Annotated in this window: 18 protein-coding genes; 11 read left to right on the top strand and 7 right to left on the bottom strand. The window is 70.1% G+C overall.

Going from position 1 to position 18,108, the window contains the following annotated elements; genetic code table 11:
- The first annotated feature begins 275 nt into the window (after window positions 1–275).
- Window positions 276–1,283, top strand: coding sequence for a porphobilinogen synthase (gene hemB, locus AC3RCE_RS02020; RefSeq protein WP_492254409.1), 1,008 nt, complete (start codon window positions 276–278; stop codon window positions 1,281–1,283).
- 60 nt (window positions 1,284–1,343) lie between these two features.
- Complete coding sequence (locus AC3RCE_RS02015; protein ID WP_492254408.1) at window positions 1,344–2,477, top strand: magnesium transporter CorA family protein; 1,134 nt, start codon at window positions 1,344–1,346, stop codon at window positions 2,475–2,477.
- Between the two features lie 23 nt (window positions 2,478–2,500).
- On the opposite strand, the gene AC3RCE_RS02010 is transcribed toward AC3RCE_RS02015, so the two are convergent.
- The 3 genes from AC3RCE_RS02010 to AC3RCE_RS02000 form a co-directional block, all read right to left on the bottom strand.
- On the bottom strand, window positions 2,501–3,154 hold the full coding sequence (locus AC3RCE_RS02010; RefSeq protein WP_492254407.1) for a glutathione S-transferase family protein: 654 nt from the start codon (window positions 3,152–3,154) through the stop codon (window positions 2,501–2,503).
- Between the two features lie 64 nt (window positions 3,155–3,218).
- Window positions 3,219–4,127: an amidohydrolase family protein gene (locus tag AC3RCE_RS02005; protein ID WP_492254406.1), complete on the bottom strand. Its 909-nt coding sequence runs from the start codon at window positions 4,125–4,127 to the stop codon at window positions 3,219–3,221.
- 32 nt (window positions 4,128–4,159) lie between these two features.
- Window positions 4,160–4,849, bottom strand: coding sequence for a dienelactone hydrolase family protein (locus AC3RCE_RS02000; protein WP_218296698.1), 690 nt, complete (start codon window positions 4,847–4,849; stop codon window positions 4,160–4,162).
- 171 nt (window positions 4,850–5,020) lie between these two features.
- On the opposite strand from AC3RCE_RS02000, the gene AC3RCE_RS01995 reads away from it, so the two are divergent.
- The 4 genes from AC3RCE_RS01995 to creC all read left to right on the top strand — a co-directional run bounded on the left by AC3RCE_RS01995 (window position 5,021) and on the right by creC (window position 8,882).
- A complete protein-coding gene (locus AC3RCE_RS01995) occupies window positions 5,021–5,776 on the top strand; it encodes an SDR family oxidoreductase (RefSeq protein WP_492254405.1) in 756 nt (251 codons plus the stop codon).
- 147 nt (window positions 5,777–5,923) lie between these two features.
- Window positions 5,924–6,559, top strand: coding sequence for a MarC family protein (locus tag AC3RCE_RS01990; protein ID WP_218296696.1), 636 nt, complete (start codon window positions 5,924–5,926; stop codon window positions 6,557–6,559).
- Between the two features lie 99 nt (window positions 6,560–6,658).
- The gene (gene creB / locus AC3RCE_RS01985) at window positions 6,659–7,348 is read left to right on the top strand and encodes a two-component system response regulator CreB (protein ID WP_492244711.1); all 690 of its coding nucleotides are present in this window, start codon (window positions 6,659–6,661) and stop codon (window positions 7,346–7,348) included.
- A 73-nt stretch (window positions 7,349–7,421) separates the two neighbouring features.
- Window positions 7,422–8,882 carry a two-component system sensor histidine kinase CreC gene (gene creC / locus AC3RCE_RS01980; protein ID WP_492254404.1) on the top strand — a complete coding sequence of 487 codons (1,461 nt, stop codon included), beginning with the start codon at window positions 7,422–7,424 and terminating at the stop codon, window positions 8,880–8,882.
- On the opposite strand, the gene AC3RCE_RS01975 is transcribed toward creC, so the two are convergent.
- A complete protein-coding gene (locus tag AC3RCE_RS01975) occupies window positions 8,879–9,259 on the bottom strand; it encodes a phosphopantetheine adenylyltransferase (protein WP_218296693.1) in 381 nt (126 codons plus the stop codon). The two genes, creC and AC3RCE_RS01975, sit on opposite strands and share 4 nt — an antisense overlap.
- A gap of 172 nt (window positions 9,260–9,431) precedes the next feature.
- Here AC3RCE_RS01975 and creD point away from each other — a divergent pair, with 172 nt between their 5' ends.
- Both creD and AC3RCE_RS01965 read left to right on the top strand, forming a co-directional pair.
- On the top strand, window positions 9,432–10,874 hold the full coding sequence (gene creD / locus AC3RCE_RS01970) for a cell envelope integrity protein CreD (RefSeq protein ID WP_218296692.1): 1,443 nt from the start codon (window positions 9,432–9,434) through the stop codon (window positions 10,872–10,874).
- Window positions 10,871–11,194, top strand: coding sequence for a hypothetical protein (locus tag AC3RCE_RS01965; RefSeq protein WP_492244712.1), 324 nt, complete (start codon window positions 10,871–10,873; stop codon window positions 11,192–11,194). The genes creD and AC3RCE_RS01965 overlap by 4 nt, the downstream gene beginning before the upstream one ends.
- 140 nt (window positions 11,195–11,334) lie before the next feature.
- Here AC3RCE_RS01965 and AC3RCE_RS01960 read toward each other — a convergent pair whose 3' ends face one another.
- The 3 genes from AC3RCE_RS01960 to AC3RCE_RS01950 form a co-directional block, all read right to left on the bottom strand.
- On the bottom strand, window positions 11,335–11,862 hold the full coding sequence (locus tag AC3RCE_RS01960) for a hemerythrin domain-containing protein (RefSeq protein ID WP_492244713.1): 528 nt from the start codon (window positions 11,860–11,862) through the stop codon (window positions 11,335–11,337).
- A gap of 170 nt (window positions 11,863–12,032) precedes the next feature.
- Window positions 12,033–12,614 carry a hypothetical protein gene (locus AC3RCE_RS01955; RefSeq protein ID WP_218296690.1) on the bottom strand — a complete coding sequence of 194 codons (582 nt, stop codon included), beginning with the start codon at window positions 12,612–12,614 and terminating at the stop codon, window positions 12,033–12,035.
- 69 nt (window positions 12,615–12,683) lie between these two features.
- Window positions 12,684–12,902: a CsbD family protein gene (locus AC3RCE_RS01950; RefSeq protein ID WP_492254403.1), complete on the bottom strand. Its 219-nt coding sequence runs from the start codon at window positions 12,900–12,902 to the stop codon at window positions 12,684–12,686.
- Between the two features lie 360 nt (window positions 12,903–13,262).
- On the opposite strand from AC3RCE_RS01950, the gene AC3RCE_RS01945 reads away from it, so the two are divergent.
- The 3 genes from AC3RCE_RS01945 to AC3RCE_RS01935 are packed head-to-tail and all read left to right on the top strand — an operon-like array spanning window position 13,263 to window position 18,021.
- On the top strand, window positions 13,263–15,137 hold the full coding sequence (locus tag AC3RCE_RS01945) for a DUF1800 domain-containing protein (protein WP_492254402.1): 1,875 nt from the start codon (window positions 13,263–13,265) through the stop codon (window positions 15,135–15,137).
- A 35-nt stretch (window positions 15,138–15,172) separates the two neighbouring features.
- Window positions 15,173–16,612 carry a DUF1501 domain-containing protein gene (locus tag AC3RCE_RS01940; RefSeq protein ID WP_369641141.1) on the top strand — a complete coding sequence of 480 codons (1,440 nt, stop codon included), beginning with the start codon at window positions 15,173–15,175 and terminating at the stop codon, window positions 16,610–16,612.
- A gap of 32 nt (window positions 16,613–16,644) precedes the next feature.
- Window positions 16,645–18,021 (top strand): NAD(P)/FAD-dependent oxidoreductase, encoded by a 1,377-nt coding sequence (locus AC3RCE_RS01935; RefSeq protein WP_492254401.1) that lies wholly within the window; start codon window positions 16,645–16,647, stop codon window positions 18,019–18,021.
- Window positions 18,022–18,108 lie beyond the last annotated feature (87 nt).

Here is an 18,108-nt window from a genome sequence, read left to right as displayed (position 1 = left end):
CAAATCCGCCGGGCCGGGAAAGCCTGTTTTGCATCGCTGCAATCCAAGGCCCCGCTCAGGGAGGGAAAGCGGGGGGCAGCAAGCCGCCCGGCGCCAATTTAGCACCGGGCAAGAGGTGTTACAAGCGGCATTTCCAGGGCGCGGCGCTGCGGCGCCAGCGTTTGGCAACGGGCGCTCCGCCATGCCAGTGCACCCGTGGATCCGGCTTTGCCGGTCCACCGGGTGCGTCCCCCTCTGGGGGAAGCCGCGCAGCGGCTCAGGAGGATAATCTTCACATGCATCTCCAAAGCCCCGCCCCCTTCCCCCAGAACCGCCCGCGCCGCCTGCGCCGCGATGCCTTCACCCGCAATCTGGTGCGTGAGAACGCCGTCACGCCGCACGACCTGATCTACCCCGTGTTCGTGCACGAGGGCCAGGGCCGCAGCGAGGCCGTGACCTCCATGCCCGGCGTGGACCGCCTGAGCCTGGACCTGCTGCTGCCCGTGGCCGAGGACTGCGTGCAGCTGGGCATTCCGGTGCTGGCGCTGTTCCCGGCCATCGACCCGGCGCTCAAGACACCCGACGGCAAGGAGGCGCTCAACCCCGACGGCCTGATCCCGCGCGTGGTGCGCGCCCTGAAGAAGGAATTCCCCGGCCTGGGCGTGATGACCGACGTGGCGCTGGACCCGTACACCAGCCACGGCCAGGACGGCGTGCTCGACGACACCGGCTACATCATCAACGACGACACGGTGGAGATCCTCACCGGCCAGGCGCTCACGCACGCCGAGGCGGGCGTGGACATCGTCGCGCCCAGCGACATGATGGACGGGCGCATCGGCGCCATCCGCGAGGCGCTGGAGGTGCAGGGCCACATCCACACCCGCATCATGGCCTACAGCGCCAAGTACGCCAGCGCCTTCTACGGCCCCTTCCGCGACGCGGTGGGCACGCGCGGCGCCTTGGGCAAGGCCGACAAGAACGTCTACCAGATGGACCCCGGCAACAGCGACGAGGCCCTGCGCGAGGTGGCCATCGACATCGCCGAGGGCGCCGACATGGTGATGGTCAAGCCCGGCATGCCCTACCTGGACATCGTGCGCCGCGTGAAGGACGAATTCAATGTGCCCACGTTCGCCTACCAGGTGAGCGGCGAGTACGCCATGATCAAGGCCGCCGCCGCCAATGGCTGGCTGGACCACGACGCGGTGATGATGGAGTCGCTGCTGGCCTTCAAGCGCGCGGGCGCCGACGGCGTGCTGACCTACTTTGCGCGCGATGCCGCGCGCTTGCTCCGAAAATAAGAGCTGCTAGCGCTTGATGGACAAGCGCCAGAAGCACTTTTTATTGCTACCCGGGGTCGCATGCGCATTTTTCACATCCACAGCGGCAGCGTGCAGGAGCTGGCCGAGCTGCCCACGCAGATGCCTGCCCAGGGCTTTGTCTGGATCGCCTGCGCGCGCCCGGCCTTCCAGGCGCGGCTGGCCGAGATCCAGGCGAGCCTGCAGACCCTGGTGGGGCTGCAGCTGGTGGACCTGCATGTCTCCGACCTGCTGAACGCGCAGCTTCCCTCGCATTACGACTACACCTCCCAGTACGACCTGCTCGTGTTCCGCCGGCTGGCCACCGCGCAGGGCGGCGGCCCGGAGGCCGAGGCGGGGCAGCCCGGCGACGCCGCCTCCCCGCTCAGGCGGGCCGGCCCGCCGGTGCTGCGCCGCATCGACACCAGCCCCGTGGGCTTCGCGGTGTTCGACCAGCTGCTGCTGACGGTGCACCCCACGGACTGCGCCGTGCGCGATGCATATGCCGCGCGCCTGCTGGCCGCCACGCCCGCCCCCGCGAGCGAGGGCCGCAGCAGCCCCGTGCCCGGGGCGCGCCGGCCCACCAGCCCGGCCGACCTGATGCTGCGCGTGGTCAACCTCATGGTGGACGGCTACCTGGACCTGCGCCGCGAACTCACGCGCCAGCTGGACCACTGGCAGACCGAACTGCTCAAGCCCCGCGCCCGCTACGTGAACTGGAGCTCGCTGCTCGAGGCGCGGCTGGCGCTGCACAAGCTCGATGAAATCTGCGAGGACCAGCGCACCGCCGTGCAGGACTGGATCGACGCCCTCGAAACCTGGGCCCTGCCCGACACCCCCGCCGGCCTGCGCGAGCTGGACCTGCTCAAGGTGCGCAGCCGCGACGTGCTGGAGCACATCGAGCGCGTGGTGCACCACGTACGGCGGCTGGAGCAGAGCACGGAGACCGCCGTGCAGATGCACTTTTCCGTGCAGAGCAACCGCACCAACGACATCATGCGCACCCTCACGGCGCTCACCGCCGTGTTCCTGCCGCTGAACCTCATCGCCGGCATCTTCGGCATGAATTTCGAGTTCATTCCGCTGATCCACAAGGCCAACGGCTTCTGGTGGGCGATGGGCTCGATGGCGTTCATCGCCGTGGCGCTGGTGCTGGTGTTCTGGCGCAAGCGCTATCTGGCGCGCACGAGCAGGTAGGGGAGCGCGCCTGCCCGCCGCCGTCAGACGAAGGGTTCGGCCAGCGCCTCGTTGAACAGCACCCGCTGCACGGCGGGGCGCTCCAGCATGCGCCGCAGGTACGGCCCCAGGTGGGGACGGCTGCGGGCCGGCGCGGTGCGCTGGAAGTTGCGGGTCCAGCGGCACAGCGTGAACATGTAGGCGTCGAGCGCGCTGTAGCCCGCGCCCAGGAACCACGGGCCGCCGTGGCGGGCCAGCTCGGCGTCCAGCTGCGCCAGCAGGCCGTCGATGCGCAGCTCCGCGTGGCGCTGCAGCTCCAGCATACCGGCCTCATGGCCCTCGTCCACCCAGCGGTGGGGATAGAAGTACACGATGAGCGTCGCCTGCAGCGTGTTGGTGAGCCACATCAGCCACTTGTAGAACTGCGCGCGCTGCGCCGTGCCCAGCGCGGGCGCCAGGGCCGCGGCGGGGTGGGTGTCGCACAGGTGCAGGGTGATGGCGGCCGTCTCGTAGAGCACCAGGTCCCCGTCGGTGAGCACGGGCACCAGCCCGTTGGGGTTGAGCCGCAGATAGGCGGGCGCCTGGTGGGCGCGCTGGCCGATGTCCACGGGCACGCGCGCGTAGGGCGTGCCCAGCTCTTCAAGCAGGATGTGCGGCACCATGGCGGCGCTGCTGGGGGCGTGGTGAAGCTCGAGCATGGTGTTGTGCGGGGGGACCGGTGGCCTGAAAAAGAGGAGGATGCGCGGACCGCGCGGGGATCGATCAGGGCCGCGCCACGCCGAACAGGCCGGCGCCGTTGTCCCACGCGACCTTGCGCGCCACATCGGCGGGCAGGCCGCCCAGCCAGGTGCGGTAGCCCTGCATGAGGCTTTCATAGTGCTGCCAGCGCTGGTTCACCCAGGTGTCGGAGCCCACGACAAAACGCGTGGGGTACTTGAGCAGCAGCGCGCGCCACGCGGGGCACAGCTGGTCGTCGTCGCACACCAGGCCCGGCCGGTACGAGAGTTCGCCCACGAGGCCGGGGTAGCGCGCGAGCAGCGCGTCCACCCGCTCGGCCGGCGCGCCGCCGATGCCCGTGTGCGCCCAGATCAGGCGCAGCTTGCGCCCTTGCGTGGGGGTGTGCGCCATGAGCTTGTCGATGGCCACGTCGTCCACATGGGCCAGCACCACCAGGTCGCGCTCCTCGGCCAGCGCCATGAGCTTCCTGGCCACCGGGCCGTCGGCATTGGCGCTGTCGTACAGGTGGAACTCGCCGATGCCCCGGTACGGCCCGGCCGCCGTGCCGCGCGCCAGCTCGGCCTGCACCATGGCGTAGATGCTCTCGTCGGCGAACCAGCCTGTGTAGTCGGCGCGGCTGCGGTACAGCCGCACGAAGGGCACCACGGCGACGCCGGCCTCGCGCGTCTCGCGCAGGCCGGCCAGCGTGAGCGAGCCGGTGTTGGGCCGGGAGTTGGCCACGATGGCCCGCACGCCGCTTTTGTGCATGCGGCCCAGCACGTCGGCCGGCGGGTGCGGGCCGTTCTTGCCGTCCCACGCCTCTTCGTTGTAGTGCAGGTGGGCGTCGAACAGCGGCCCGGGATAGTCGGCCGCATGAGGCTGGACCCCGAACGCTATCAAACCGATAGCTACCAGCGCCTTACCAGCAAGCGCCAGATGCCAAAAAGGCTTCATACTCTGAAGCGGGGCGGCCATGGTGCCGCCCCTCAGGCGAGATGTTTGTCGAAGAACGCCAGCGTGCGGTCGCGCGCGGCCATGGCCGAAGGCTCGTCGTAGCTGCCGCGCTGGTCGCAGTTGAAGCCGTGGTCGGCGTCGTAGATGTGGACCTCGACCTCGGGATGGGCACGGGCAAATGCCTGCACGGTGTCGAGCGGGATGTAGTGGTCGCGCTGGCCGAAGTGCGCCAGCACCGGCACCTGCGGGTGGCGCGCTGCTTCGTCGGCAGAGGTCATGCCGCCGCCGTAATAAGGCACGGCCGCCGACAGCCCGCTCAGCGTGCAGGCCGCGCGCCAGGTCAACAGGCCGCCCCAGCAAAAGCCTACGATGCCGACCTTGCGGCCGCTTTGCTGCGCGGCGTAGTCGATGGCGGCCTGGATGTCGGGCATCACGCCTGGCGCGGGCAAGGCCTCGACCGCGGCCTTCAGACCCATGCCGGCCTTCATGTCGTCGCCGGTGTAGCCCATGTCCACATCCTGCTGCACGCGGTGAAACGTCGATGGTGCGACGGCCAGGTAGCCGCGCGCGGCAAACCGGTCGGCCACCGCGCGGATGTGCGAGTTCACGCCAAAAATTTCCTGCAGCACCACAATCGCACCGCGCGGCGCCGCATCGGGCTGCGCCACCCAGGCGGGCACGGCGAGACCATCGCTTGATGTCAGATTGACGAATTGACCCATGGTATTGACTCCTTGCTGCGTTGATGGACTGATGTGTGACTCGGGGGCATGCGGCCAGCGCGGGTGCCGGGGCTCCCCCACGCGCCGGTCCCGGCGCCCGCTGAACGCGCCATTCTGGCCGCTGAGCGGACCTCTGTTCAAATGCGGGCCATTTTCAGAGGAGTCCTTGCAGTGACCCACACCCACAAAGTAGCACTGATCACCGGAGGGTCGCGCGGCATCGGCGCGGCCACCGCCCGGCTGGCGGCGCGCCAGGGCTGGGCCGTGGCCGTCAACTACGCCCGCGACGCGCGCGCCGCCGAGGCCGTGGTCGCCGCCATCGCCACCCAGGGCGGCCGCGCCCTGGCGGTGCAGGCCGACGTGGCCGACGAGGCGCAGGTGATGGCCATGTTCCGCACGGTGGACGCGCAGCTGGGCCGCCTCTCGGCCCTGGTGAACAACCCCGGCGTGGTGGATGTGCCCGCGCGGGTGGAGGCGATGGGCGTGGCGCGCCTCAAGCGCATGTTCGACATCAACGTGATCGGCAGCTTCGTCTGCGCGCGCGAGGCCGTGCTGCGCATGGGCACGCGCCACGGCGGGGCCGGCGGCAGCATCGTCAACGTGTCCAGCGCCGCCGCGCGGCTGGGGGCGGCGGGCCAGTACGTGGACTACGCTGCCGCCAAGGGCGCGATCGACACCATGACCCTGGGGCTGGCGCGCGAGGTGGCCGCCGACGGCATCCGCGTGAACGCCGTGCGCCCCGGCCTGATCGAGACCGACATCCACGCCAGCGGCGGCCTGCCCGACCGCGTGCGCGACCTCTCGCACCAGGTGCCCATGCTGCGCGGCGGCACGGCCGAGGAGGTGGCCGAGGCCATCGTGTGGCTGATGTCGCCCGCCGCCAGCTACACCACCGCCACGCTGATGGACGTCTCGGGCGGGCGCTAGAGCGCTGCGGTGCAGCATGCGCGGGCGCCAAACCGCGCCAAAAACACCGCATACTCGCGCACAGCAGCCCGGCGGCGGCGCCTGTGCGCTGCCTTGCCGGGCCCAGCCCGATCCACCGCCCTGCCCCCTGCCTCCCGGAGCGCCCTGATGGACCTCAAACCCCTGATCACCCTGCTGGCCATCGTCAACCCGCTGGCCATCGTTCCCTTTTTCATCCACTACACGCAGGGTTTCTCGTACCCCCAGCGGCGGCGCACCATCCAGGTGGCGAGCTTCAGCGTGTTCTGCGTGATCGCCGCCTGCGCCCTGCTGGGCCTGCAGATCCTGGACTTCTTCAACATCTCGCTGCAGAGCTTCCAGGTGGGCGGGGGCATGCTGCTGCTCATCAGCGCGATGAACATGCTCAACGCCCAGCCCGCCGAGGCCAAGCCCAGCACCAACGAATACGAGGAAGGCGCCGAGAAGGCCGCCGCGGGCAGCAGCATCGCCGTGGTGCCCCTGACCATCCCGCTGCTCACCGGGCCGGCCAGCATGTCCACCGTGGTGATCTACGCCGACCGCGCGCAGACCTTCTGGCAGCATGCCGCCCTGGTGGGCTACGGCGTGGTGATCGCCCTGGCCACGGCCGTGTGCTTCGCGCTGGCCGACCCGATCGCGCGCGTGCTGGGCAAGACCGGCATCAACGTGATGACCCGGCTGATGGGCCTGATCCTGGCCGCGCTGGCCGTGGAAGTGATGGCCGACGGGCTGGGCAAGCTCTTTCCCATCCTCATCTCCCGCTGAGATGGAGCACCCCCTGAATCGCCTTCGGCGGCCTTCCCGGCCGCGACCGTGCCAGTTTCGTATGCCGCGGGTGTCTCGCAGCACGAGGGGCGACTAGGCATGTCTGCAAGGCTTCTGCTGCTGGAGGACGACCCCGCCATCGCCCGCACCGTGGCGTACGCGCTGGAACGCGACGGGCTGTCCGTGACGCACAGCCTGCTGGTGCACGACGCGCGCCAGCAGATGCTCTCGCACCGCTTTGACCTCCTGGTGCTGGACGTGGGCCTGCCCGACGGCAGCGGGCTCGACCTGCTGCGCGATGTGCGCGGCGCCCCGCAGACCGCGGCCGTTCCCGTGCTCATGCTCAGCGCCCATGGCGAGGAGATCGACCGCGTGCTGGGCCTGGAGCTGGGCGCCGACGACTACCTGGCCAAGCCCTTCAGCCCGCGCGAGCTGGCGGCCCGCGTGAAGGCCCTGCTGCGGCGCGCGGGCACCCGCCTCGCCGCGGCGCCCACCGCCACGGCCAGCCTGTTCCATGACGACGAGGCCGGGCAGCGCATCAGCCTGCACGGCCAGCCCCTGCCGCTGACGCGGCGCGAATACCGCCTCCTGTCGTGCCTGCTGCGCGGCGCGGGCCGCATCCACTCGCGCGACGCGCTGCTGGCCGCCGCCTGGGGCGACGACAGCGACAGCACCGACCGCACGGTGGACACGCACATCAAGACCCTGCGCGCCAAGCTGCGCGAAGTGGACCCGGCGCGCGAGTACATCAGCACGCACCGCGGCATGGGCTACTGCCTTGACGTCTGAAACCAAATGGGCCACTGGCGCTTGCCCATCAAGCGCTGACAGATATTGTTCTTGAAGCAGACCCCACAGATCCATGCGCCTCGGCATCCGCCTGCTCTTTGCGTTTTTCCTCATCAACGGCATCGCCGCGTTCTTCGTGCTGCGCGTGTTCATGGCCGAGATCAAGCCCAGCGTGCGCGAGGTGATGGAGGACATGATGGTGGACACGGCCAACATCCTGGCCGAGCTGGCCAGCGAGGACCTGGCGGCCGGCCGGCTGTCCGACGGCACGGGCCAGCACAGCCCGTTCGCGCAGCACGTGCGCCGCTATGCGAGCCGGCCCATCGACGCCGCGATCTGGGGTTTCTCCAAGCAGTCGCTGGACTACCGCATCTACGTGACCGACACCACGGGGCGCGTGCTGTTCGACTCCGAAAACCGCGCCATTGGCGCTGACTATTCGCGGTGGCGCGACGTGGCCCGCACGCTGCGCGGCGAGTACGGCGCGCGCTCCACGCGCGACGTGGAGGGCGACGACACCAGCGGCGTGATGCACGTGGCGGCCCCCATCTACGTGAACAATGAGATCGCCGGCGTGCTGACCGTGGCCAAGCCCACGCGCACCGTGCAGCGCTTCATCGACCGCGCCGAGCGCAAGGTGTTCATGGGCGGGCTGCTGCTGCTGGCGCTCTCGGCCGCCGTGGGCGTGGCCGTGACGCTGTGGATGGTGTGGAACGTGCGCCGCCTGCGCGACTACGCCCTGAGCGTGCAGGGGCCGGCCGACGGCGAACACCGCGACCCCGACACCCCGCCCATGGCGGCCCTGGCCGTGCCCCAGGTGCCCGGCGAGCTGGGCGACCTGGCCCGCGCCATGGACCGCATGCGCGCCCGGCTGGAAGGGCGCGACTACATCGAGGGCTACGTGCGCGCCCTCACGCACGAGCTCAAGAGCCCCGTGGCCGCCATCCGGGGCGCGGGCGAACTCCTGCAGGACGACCTGCCCGCCGCGGACCGCGCCGAATTCGCCACCCAGGTGGTGCAGCAAAGCGAGCGCCTGCAGCGCATCATCGACCGGCTGCTGGAACTGTCCAAGCTGGAGCAACGCCAGCACGCCGAAGGCCGCGCGCCCGTGGCCCTGCACGATTGCGCCCGCGCCGCCATCGGCCAGACCCGCGCGCGCGCGGCTCAGCGCGGCATCACGCTCGCGCTGGCCGGCACGGGAAGCAGCGGCCCCTGGGAAGCCGAACTGGTGACGCTGGCGCTCACCAACCTGCTGGACAACGCCATCGACTTTGCCCCGCAGGGCAGCACCGTGCAGGTGGAGCTGGAAGGCAGCTGCGTGGCCGTGCAGGACAGCGGCCCGGGCGTGCCCGACTACGCGCTGCCGCGCCTGGGCGAGCGCTTCTTCACCACGGCGCGCCCGGGGGGCGAGCGCAGCGGCTCGGGCCTGGGCCTGGCCATCGTGCGGCGCGTCATGGCGCTGCACGGGGGGCAGCTGGTGGTGCGCAACACCGCACCGGGGCTGCGCGCCACGCTGGACTTTGCCGCGGCCTAGCTCCGCTGGCGCAGGTGCACGGCCACCCCCGCCACCAGCAGGGCCAGCGCCACCGCATCCACCCGCACGACCACGGCCAGCGGGGCGCCCAGGCCGCTGCCCCGCTGCAGCCACGCCAGGAGCAGAAAGGACACCACGCTCACCAGCCCCGCCACCAGGGCCAGCCGATGGAGTCCGGGGCGCATGGCGGCATACCCCATGAAGGCGGCCAGCAGCCCGAACAGGACGGCCCGGTGCCGCAGCAGCAGCTCCAGCCCCGCATCCGGCACCGGGGTGCCGTACAGCTGCGCCAGCCTGCCCGCCCCCAGCACCCCCACCACGGGCAGGGCGTGGACCACCGCCACCACCCCCAGAATCACCGCGACCACATGGCGCATGCCAGCCCCTTTGTTGTGAAGCGGTGGTTGTAGGCGCAAGGGGCGCGGCCGTCGATGACCTGGCAGGTCATGGCGGCGCGGCACCAGACTTCACACTGGCCTCACAAACTTCATAGCGCCCTCACACCGGCCCACAACACTGCCTCCACAACATTCACTTGTGGAGGACCTCTTGTTCAAGCACCCCCTGTTCACCAAACTGGCCGCGCTCGCGGCCGTCACCCTGCTGCTGCTCCTTGGCCTGGGCATGATCGACAACGTGGTGCGCGACCGCCAGCGCTACCGCAGCCTCACCGCGCAGAGCGTGGCCGACAGCCTGGCCGGGCCGCAGACGCTGATGGGCCCCATGATCCACAGCGCCTGTGTGGAGACCTGGGACGTGGAAACCGGCAAGGGCGACGAGCGCCGCATGGTGGAGCAGCGCCGCGAGTTCCTGCTCACGGCCATGCCCGAGCAGCTCAAGCTGAGCACGGGCGCGGCGATGGAGGAGCGCGCGCGCGGCCTGCACAAGGTGAACACCTACAACCTCAAGGCCCACGTCACGGCGCAGTGGGGGTCGCTGGCCAGCCTCGAGCCGCAAAGCACCATGAAGAACTCGCGCATGCACTGCGGCGCGCCCATCGCGATGATGGCCGTGGGCGACGCGCGCGGCATCCGCACGGCGCAGCTCACGCTGGCGGACCAGGCCCTGGCCCTCAAGCCCGGCACCTTCCACCCCACCTACAGCCGGGGCCTGCACGCCGTGCTGCCCGAATCGGTGCGCGGCAAGGCCGATGGCCTGACCGCCACGCTGGACCTGGAACTGGTGGGCACCGAGCGCCTGGCCATCGTGCCCCTGGGGGGCAGCACCGAGGTGGTGATGACCAGCAGCTGGCCGCACCCCTCGTTCGCGGGGCGCTTCCTGCCATCGGAGCGGGAAGTCAAGAAGACCGGCTTCTCGGCGCAATGGCGACTGTCGTCGCTGGCCACCACGGCGCAGGCCGATGTCGCCCACGGCAAGCGCATCTGCCTGGGGGGCGCGGACGACGGCGCCCGCGGCGACGACGCGCCCTCCGGCGCCACGCCGGGCGACTGCGCGGACAGCTTCAGCGTGGCCTTCGTCGACCCGGTGAACCCCTACTCCCTCTCCGACCGCGCCACCAAGTACGGCGTGCTGTTCATCGCACTCACCTTCGTGGCCGTGGGCCTGTTTGAGCTGATGAAAAAACTGCGCGTGCACCCCGTGCAGTACCTGCTGGTGGGCAGCGCGCTGTGCAGCTTCTTCCTGCTGCTCGTGAGCCTGTCGGAGCACCTGCCGTTCGGCGCCTCCTACGCCGTGGCGGCGACCGCCTGCGTGCTGCTGCTGGCCTACTACGCCAGCCACATGCTGGGCAGCCTGGCGCGTGGCATTCCCCTGGGGGCCGGCATCGCGCTGCTGTATGGCCTGCTGTACCTGCTGCTGCAGCTGGAGCAGACGGCGCTGGTCGTCGGTGCCATCGCGCTCTTCCTGGTGCTGGCGGCCGTGATGGTGCTCACGCGCAAGGTGAACTGGTACGGGCTGTCGCAAGGCGGCGCGCCAAGCCGCCCCACCCCGCCCGCCGCCCGCCCCACCGCACCCCGCGCGGAGGCCGCATGAGAACGCACACCGCGCCGACAGCCTGGGCGCAGCACCTGGCGGACCCGGCGGCATGCACCGGCGCACCCGTGCCCACGCTGACCCCGGCGGAAGCCGAGCGCGTGCAGCGCCACCGCGATCAGCTGACGGCGGCCCTGCGGGCGCAGGACCGGGCGGCGCTGCTCAGCGCCAAGCAGCACGTGCTGGAAGCTGCCTACCACCCGTGCGGCGCCCCCGATGCGGCCTGCGACCCCACCGACTCCCCCGCCTTGCGCAGGGCGCTGCGCGACCTGTCATGGCGCATGGCGGGCCTGCTGCTGCCGCGCAGCCCGCGGCACTGAGTGCCCGGCGCCGGGTTTTTGATGAAAATAGCCGCCATCGCTTGATTGGCAAGCGCTGGCCGCTATAAAAACAGAAGCACATTACCCACCCCGGCCATTGCGGCTGGCCGGGCCTGGCGCACCGGCAGGTGGGAGAAAGGTCAGGCCACCGCTTCCCGCGGTGCGCAGGCGGCGGCGGGCGATGGAGCCCCGGCGTCCTCCGAGCAGGTCGCACCGCCGCATCCGTGGATCAGCTCGCCCGGCAGCGCCCCGGGGGCGTGCACCACGCCCGAGACGGGGTCGAATCCCACGCGGCGCAAGTGCAGGGCCAGCGCGGCATCCATGCTCTGCGCATGCTGCGGAAACCACAGGGCCAGTTCGCTGGCCATCACGCGCAGCACCGCGAGGTCGCCCTGCTGCGCACGCGCGGTGCCTTCACGCATCACCTGCAGCACCACCCGGTGCTGCATGCTGTGGCAGTTGCCCGATGCGAAGCGCGTGGAGGCCATCCAGGCGTCCTCCTGCGCGAAATGGTGGTCGGTGTGCTCCACCAGCGCCTGCCAGGCAGCCAGCAGGCGCGCGTCGTCCGCGCCATCGACGGCGGCCAGCAGGTCGACGAACTCACGGTGGGTGTCGTCCATCAGGGCCAGGTCCAGGGCCAGGGCGTCGGACCATTCGAGTTGAGCCATGCAAATCCCCTTGTGCACCAGGTCAAAGACAGGGGAGCGAGGTTAGTTTTTCGCGGCGGCCCGCATATTGATGCAGGTCAGGGTTCCGCCCCAAGGCCGCGGCCATCCCATGAAAAAAGCCCCGCACGGGGCGGGGCTCCTGGGTGGGCGCGGGCCGGGGCCCTGCGCGCTCAGCTCTTGCCGTACATGCGCTTCATGTCATCCACGCACTTGGACTTCAGGTCGCCGGACATCGCGTCGCAGCGCTCCTTGGCGGCCTTGTAGGCGGCATCGTTCTTTTCGGCGTTGGCATCCTTGCGGGCCTCGGCCACCGCCGCGTTCTTCTCGGCGGCGTTGTCCGCGGGCTTGGCCTGGGTCTCGGCCACCTTGGCATCTTCCTTGGCCTTCACGCGGGCTGCCTTCGCATCCTTCTCGCACACGTCCTTGTCATTGCCCTTGAGGTCGTCGCACTTTTCCTTGGCGACGCCGTAGGCCGCATCCGCCCGCGCGTCGGCGACCTTGCGGGTGGCCTTGGGGCTGGGCTTGTGCTGCGCGTCGAGCTCGGCCTTGGCCACGTCCTCGGCGCCCTTGGCCTCCTTCACACAGATGTCCTTGGCGTTGCCTTGCAGGCCATCGCACTTTTGCTTGCTGGCCTTGTAGTCGGCGGAAATGCGTTCCTTGCCAGCCTTGTATTCGGCGTCCGTCAGCGCGAAGGCGGAAGTGGCCAGCAGGCCGGCTGCGACAGAAGCCATCAGGGTGCGGGTGAATTTCATGGGTTTCTCCTCGATCGGTAATGGATAGAAATAGGAAGGGAGGGGCCGGGAAACGAAGGGGCCGTGGCCTCAGTCGTTGAAGCGGAAATCGGGGTGGCGGGCCTGCCAGTCGCTGAGCTGCTTCTCGGCCGCGTCGCGGGCGATGCCCTGGCGTTCCTGCAGCTTGCCCAGGAACTGTTCGCGCTTGCCATCGATGACGTCGAAATCGTCATTCGTGAGCTTGCCCCACTGCTCGATCATTTTTCCCTTGAACTGCTTCCAGTTGCCCTTGACGGTGTCTTCATTCATGGCGTGCATCCTCGAAAAGATTTCGCGTCAGCCATCCACCCGGAATGCGTGGAACAGGTGCGTGATGCGATGGGATTGACTCTAGAAATGATTCGCTGCGGGGACCGTAGGCCATGCCACGCAGCACGCGTCAGCACAGGACTACGGCGGCTGAAGGACAGGGCGCGGCGGCGAGGGCGGCGCCCCTCGCCAGCGGCCAACAAAGTGTTGCAATTTGCCATCACTGCTCCACTGTTACGCGCGGCCCCTTCCCAGCAAGCTGTTTCGTTTGGTAACGCTTGTGTTTCCACGCCGCAACGGCATGTGGTGAAGTCCTGAAATGCGCTGGTTTTGAACGCGCACCTTCACCCCCCACGATCCATGCACACCACCTCCGAGGCGCCTCCCGCAACGCAGACTGCGGGCGAGGCACAAGACAGCCCGCGCCACCCCGCGCCGACCGCCGTTTCTTCCCAAGACACGAAGAACCCCCTTCCCCTGCTGGCCGGGCTGGCCGCATCCGCGGCGCTGGCGGCCTGCGGCGGTGGCGGAGGTGGCGGGGAAGAAGGCACGACAGCCAGCCCGGGCGCCGGTTCCGCGCTGCCCGGCGCAACCCACACGGCGCCGCTGACGGACGCGGAGGCCGCGCGCTTCCTGCTGCAGGCCCAGTTCTCCGCCTCCACCGCGGACATCGCCGCCCTGCGCTCCACCACCTACGCCAGCTGGCTGGAGAGCCAGTTCAGCGCCCCCCCGTCGCTGAGCGGCTGGGACTGGCTGAACCAGCGCGGCTACGCCGACGTCAACAAGGACACGGCCTACTACGACAACACCTACCCGGGCGACTACATGATCTGGCACCAGCTCCTGCAGTCCAGCGACGGGGTGCGCAAGCGGGTGGCGCTCGCGCTGTCGGAGATCTGCGTGGTGTCGCTCTCGGGCCTGGACCTGAGCTGGCGCAGCCATGCCCTCGCGTGGTACTGGGACCAGCTGGTGGCCAACGCGTTCGGCAACTACCGCAACCTGCTGCAGGACGTGACGCTCAACGCGGCCATGGGCTACTACCTCAATACGCGCGGCAACCAGAAGGAAAACGCCGCCACCGGCCGCCAGCCCGACGAGAACTACGCGCGCGAGGTGATGCAGCTCATGTCGATCGGCCTGGTGCTGCTCAACCCCGATGGCACGCCCCAGCGCGACAGCGCGGGCAAGCCCATCGACAGCTACACGCAAAGCGACGTGACCAACCTGGCGCGCGTGTTCACCGGCTACGACTACGACCAGTCGCAGAACACGCCGACCACCGTGCCGGGAACCACGCGCGTCGTGCCCGGCACCACCTTCGCGCGCCTGCCGATGGCGCTCACCGAGTCGCGCCATTCCACGCTGGCGGCCTCCTTCCTGGGCACCACCATCCCGGCCGGCACGCCGGGCGCGGCGGCCCTCAAGACGGCGCTGGACACCCTGTTCAACCACCCCAACGTGGGCCCGTTCATCGGCAAGCAGCTCATCCAGCGGCTGGTCACCAGCAACCCCTCGCCCGCCTACGTGGCGCGCGTGACCGCCGCCTTCAACAACAACGGTGCCGGCGTGCGCGGCGACATGCGCGCGGTGGTCCGCGCCATCCTGCTCGACGACGAGGCGCGCGCGCCCGCCGGCCTCGCCCAGCCCGGGTTTGGCAAGCTGCGCGAGCCCATGCTGCGCTTTGTCCAGTGGGGCCGCACCTTCGGGCTGGAGTCGGCCCAGGGCAGCTGGAAGATCGGCAACTTCAGCGACCCGGGCTCGCGGCTGGGGCAAAGCCCGCTGCGCTCGCCCTCGGTGTTCAACTTCTTTCGGCCCGGCTACATCCCGCCGTCCACCGCGCTGGCGGCCAATGGCGCGGTGGCGCCAGAGTTCCAGCTGGTCAACGAAAGCAGCGTGGGCGGCTACCTCAACTTCATGCAGGGCGTGATCCGCAACGGCATCTTCGTGAACGCGCCGGAGCTGCCCCACAACGCCAGCACCGCCAACAACGGCTTCGACCTGAAGGCCAGCTACGCGCAGGAACTGGCGCTGGTCGCCGACGCGGACGCGCTCGTCGCGCGCATCAACCTGCTCATGTGCGCGGGCCAGCTCTCGGCCGGCACCGTCAAGCTCATCACCGATGCGCTCAAGGCCACCAACGTCACCGCGGCCAGCGCGGACAACGTCCGGCGCGACCGCGTGGCGGCCGCCGTCTTCCTGGTCATGGCCTCGGCCGAGTACCTCATCCAGAAATAAGCAACAAGCCCGGACCGCACCCGAGAAGCCACGCCATGCACCTGCTTCAACCCGAACTCCACACCCGCCGCGCGTTCCTGCGCCGCTCCACCCAGCTGGGCCTGGCGGGCACGGCCCTGCCCTTCGCGATGAACCTCGCCGCGATGGGCGAGGCAGCCGCCTTCGCGGCCAACGACTACAAGGCCCTGGTCTGCGTGTTCCTCTATGGCGGCAACGACTACGCCAACACCGTGGTCACCTACGACGACGCCAGCCACGGCCGCTACAGCGCCATCCGCGGCAGCATCGCGCTGCCCAAGGCCTCGCTCACGCCCACGCTGCTCAACCCCTCCACGCCGCTGCCCGACGGGCGCCAATACGCGCTGCACCCCGCCATGACCGGGCTGGCGGGCCTGTTCAACAGCGGCAAGGCCGCCGTGCAGCTGAACGTCGGCCCGCTGGTCGTGCCCCTGACGCGCGCGCAGTACAACAGCCCCGACCGCAAGGCCTACCCCGTCCCGCCCAAGCTGTTCTCGCACAACGACCAGCAGTCGGTGTGGCAGTCGTCCTCGCCCGAGGGCTCCACCGTGGGCTGGGGCGGCAACATCGGCGACCTGGCGCTCTCGTCCAACGGCAACTCGCTGTTCACCTGCATCGCCGTCACCGGCAACGCGGTGTTCCTCTCGGGCGACTCGGCCCTGCAATACCAGGTCAGCACGAACGGCGCCGTGGCCATCAACGGCGTGAAGAACAATGTCTACGGGTCCAGCGCGGTGCGCGGCGCGCTGTCTGCGCTCATCCAGCAGCCCAGCGCGCACACGCTGGAGAACGAGTACACCCGCGTGACCACCCGCGCGGTCACGTCCGAAAGCCAGATCACCGGCGCGCTGGCCGGCACCACGCTGGGCACGCCGTTCCCCGCCAACAATTCGCTGGCCGACCAGCTCAAGATGGTGGCCCGCCTCATCGGCTCGCGCAACGCGCTGGGCAGCAAGCGCCAGGTATTCATGGTGTCGCTGGGCGGGTTCGACCTGCACGACAACCTGATCTCGCAGCAGCCCTTGCTGATGCAGCGCGTGAGCGACGCCCTGACCGCCTTCCACAGCGCCACGGTGGAACTGGGCGTGGCCGACAAGGTGACCGCGTTCACCGCGTCGGACTTCGGCCGCACGCTGAGCTCCAACGGCGACGGCTCGGACCACGGCTGGGGCAGCCACCACCTGGTGGTGGGCGGCGCCGTCAAGGGCAAGGCGTTCTACGGCAGCGCACCGCCCGTGAGCATCACCAACACCGCGGCCCCCGAGGACCAGTGGCACGTGGGCCAGGGCCGCCTGCTGCCCACCACCTCGGTGGACCAGTACGCGGCCACCCTGGCCAGGTGGTTTGGCGTGGCCGACAGCGAAATGGCCGGCGTGCTGCCCAACATCACGCACTTCGGCGCCGCCGCCGGCCGGCCCGACTATCCGGTGGACATGGGGTTCATGGGCCCTCCCTGAAGCGGCGCGGGCGGTGCCCCAATAATGGGGGCATGACCCCAGCCTCCACCCCTTCGTCCCGCCCCCGCGTCGTCATCATCGGCTGCGGCTTCGGCGGCCTGGAAGCCGCCCGGGCGCTGCGCGGCGCGGCCGTGGACATCACCCTGGTCGACAAGACCAACCACCACCTCTTCCAGCCGCTGCTGTACCAGGTGGCCACCGCCGGTCTGTCGGCCCCCGCCATCGCGGCCCCCATCCGCCACCTGTTCCGCCAGCAGCCCAACGCCACCACCTTGCTCGGGGAGGTCACGCGCATCGACGTGGCGGCGCGCACCGTGTATCTGAAGGACGGCCCCCATCCCTCCGCCCCCCTGCCGTACGACCACCTCATCGTCGCGGCCGGCGCCACGCACAGCTACTTCGGCCAGGATGCATGGGCCACGCACGCGCCCGGGCTCAAGACGCTGGACGATGCCTTCGAGATCCGCCGCCGCATCCTGCTGGCCTTCGAGGCCGCCGAGAAGGAGCCCGACCCCGGCCGCCGCGCCGACTGGCTCAACTTCGTGGTCGTGGGCGCCGGGCCCACCGGCGTGGAGATGGCGGGCACCCTGGCCGAGATCGCGCGCCACACGCTGCCGGGCGAATTCCGCCACATCGACCCGGCCAGCGCCAGGATCATCCTGCTCGAAGGCGGCACGCGGGTGCTGCAGGCCATGCCGGAAGCACTGAGCCAGCGCGCCAGGGAGCAGCTGGAAAAACTGGGCGTGGAAGTGCGCCTGCAGGCCCGCGTCACCACCATCGACGGTGACGGCCTGAGGGTTGAATCACCCCCTGACGCTGACTCATCAAGCGCAGTCAGCTATCAAATCAAGAGCAAATGCATCATCTGGGCGGCCGGGGTGGCGGCCTCCCCGCTGGGCCGCCATCTGGCCGAGGCCACCGGCTGCGCGATCGACCGCGCGGGCCGCGTGGTCGTGGCGCCCGACCTCACGCTGCCCGGCCACCCGGAGATCAGCGTGATCGGCGACCTGGCCGCCGCCCAGAGCCACGCGCCCGGCCAGCCTCCCCGGCCGGTGCCCGGCGTCTCGCCCGGCGCCAAGCAGATGGGCCGCGCGGCGGCCGCCAACATCCTGCGCCGCCTGCGCGGCCAGGCCACGCAAGCGTTTCGCTACCGCGACTACGGCAACCTCGCCACCATCGGCCGCAACTCCGCCGTGGTGGACCTCACCTCGCCCGCGGGGCCGGTGCGGTTCTCGGGCTACTTTGCCTGGCTGTTCTGGCTGTTTGCGCACGTGTATTTCCTGATCGGCTTCCGCAACCGGCTGGTGGTGCTGCTCGACTGGGCCTGGGCGTACTGGAGCTTTGCACGGTATGCGCGTGTGGTGACGGGGATCGAGCCGGGCACGGCCCCGCCGCCCCCGCGGTCCTGACGCGGGCCAGGCACCACACCGCGCGGCGAACGCCGCTGCGGCGGGCGGATGACCCGGGGAGCCCGGGAGCGCGCGCACCGCGAGGGC

The organism is Acidovorax sp. GW823-FHT05D11 (genome assembly GCF_058795695.1).
The sequence above is the reverse complement of the archived record's forward strand: the minus strand, read 5'-3'. Positions and strand labels throughout refer to the sequence as shown.

Coding starts and splice junctions, on each gene's coding strand:
- hemB (WP_492254409.1), top strand. CDS start 276: ATGCATCTCCAAAGCCCCGCCCCCTTCCCCCAGAACCGCCCGCGCCGC.
- AC3RCE_RS02015 (WP_492254408.1), top strand. CDS start 1,344: ATGCGCATTTTTCACATCCACAGCGGCAGCGTGCAGGAGCTGGCCGAG.
- AC3RCE_RS02010 (WP_492254407.1), bottom strand. CDS start 3,154: ATGCTCGAGCTTCACCACGCCCCCAGCAGCGCCGCCATGGTGCCGCAC.
- AC3RCE_RS02005 (WP_492254406.1), bottom strand. CDS start 4,127: ATGAAGCCTTTTTGGCATCTGGCGCTTGCTGGTAAGGCGCTGGTAGCT.
- AC3RCE_RS02000 (WP_218296698.1), bottom strand. CDS start 4,849: ATGGGTCAATTCGTCAATCTGACATCAAGCGATGGTCTCGCCGTGCCC.
- AC3RCE_RS01990 (WP_218296696.1), top strand. CDS start 5,924: ATGGACCTCAAACCCCTGATCACCCTGCTGGCCATCGTCAACCCGCTG.
- creB (WP_492244711.1), top strand. CDS start 6,659: ATGTCTGCAAGGCTTCTGCTGCTGGAGGACGACCCCGCCATCGCCCGC.
- creC (WP_492254404.1), top strand. CDS start 7,422: ATGCGCCTCGGCATCCGCCTGCTCTTTGCGTTTTTCCTCATCAACGGC.
- AC3RCE_RS01975 (WP_218296693.1), bottom strand. CDS start 9,259: ATGCGCCATGTGGTCGCGGTGATTCTGGGGGTGGTGGCGGTGGTCCAC.
- AC3RCE_RS01965 (WP_492244712.1), top strand. CDS start 10,871: ATGAGAACGCACACCGCGCCGACAGCCTGGGCGCAGCACCTGGCGGAC.
- AC3RCE_RS01960 (WP_492244713.1), bottom strand. CDS start 11,862: ATGGCTCAACTCGAATGGTCCGACGCCCTGGCCCTGGACCTGGCCCTG.
- AC3RCE_RS01955 (WP_218296690.1), bottom strand. CDS start 12,614: ATGAAATTCACCCGCACCCTGATGGCTTCTGTCGCAGCCGGCCTGCTG.
- AC3RCE_RS01950 (WP_492254403.1), bottom strand. CDS start 12,902: ATGAATGAAGACACCGTCAAGGGCAACTGGAAGCAGTTCAAGGGAAAA.
- AC3RCE_RS01945 (WP_492254402.1), top strand. CDS start 13,263: ATGCACACCACCTCCGAGGCGCCTCCCGCAACGCAGACTGCGGGCGAG.
- AC3RCE_RS01940 (WP_369641141.1), top strand. CDS start 15,173: ATGCACCTGCTTCAACCCGAACTCCACACCCGCCGCGCGTTCCTGCGC.
- AC3RCE_RS01935 (WP_492254401.1), top strand. CDS start 16,645: ATGACCCCAGCCTCCACCCCTTCGTCCCGCCCCCGCGTCGTCATCATC.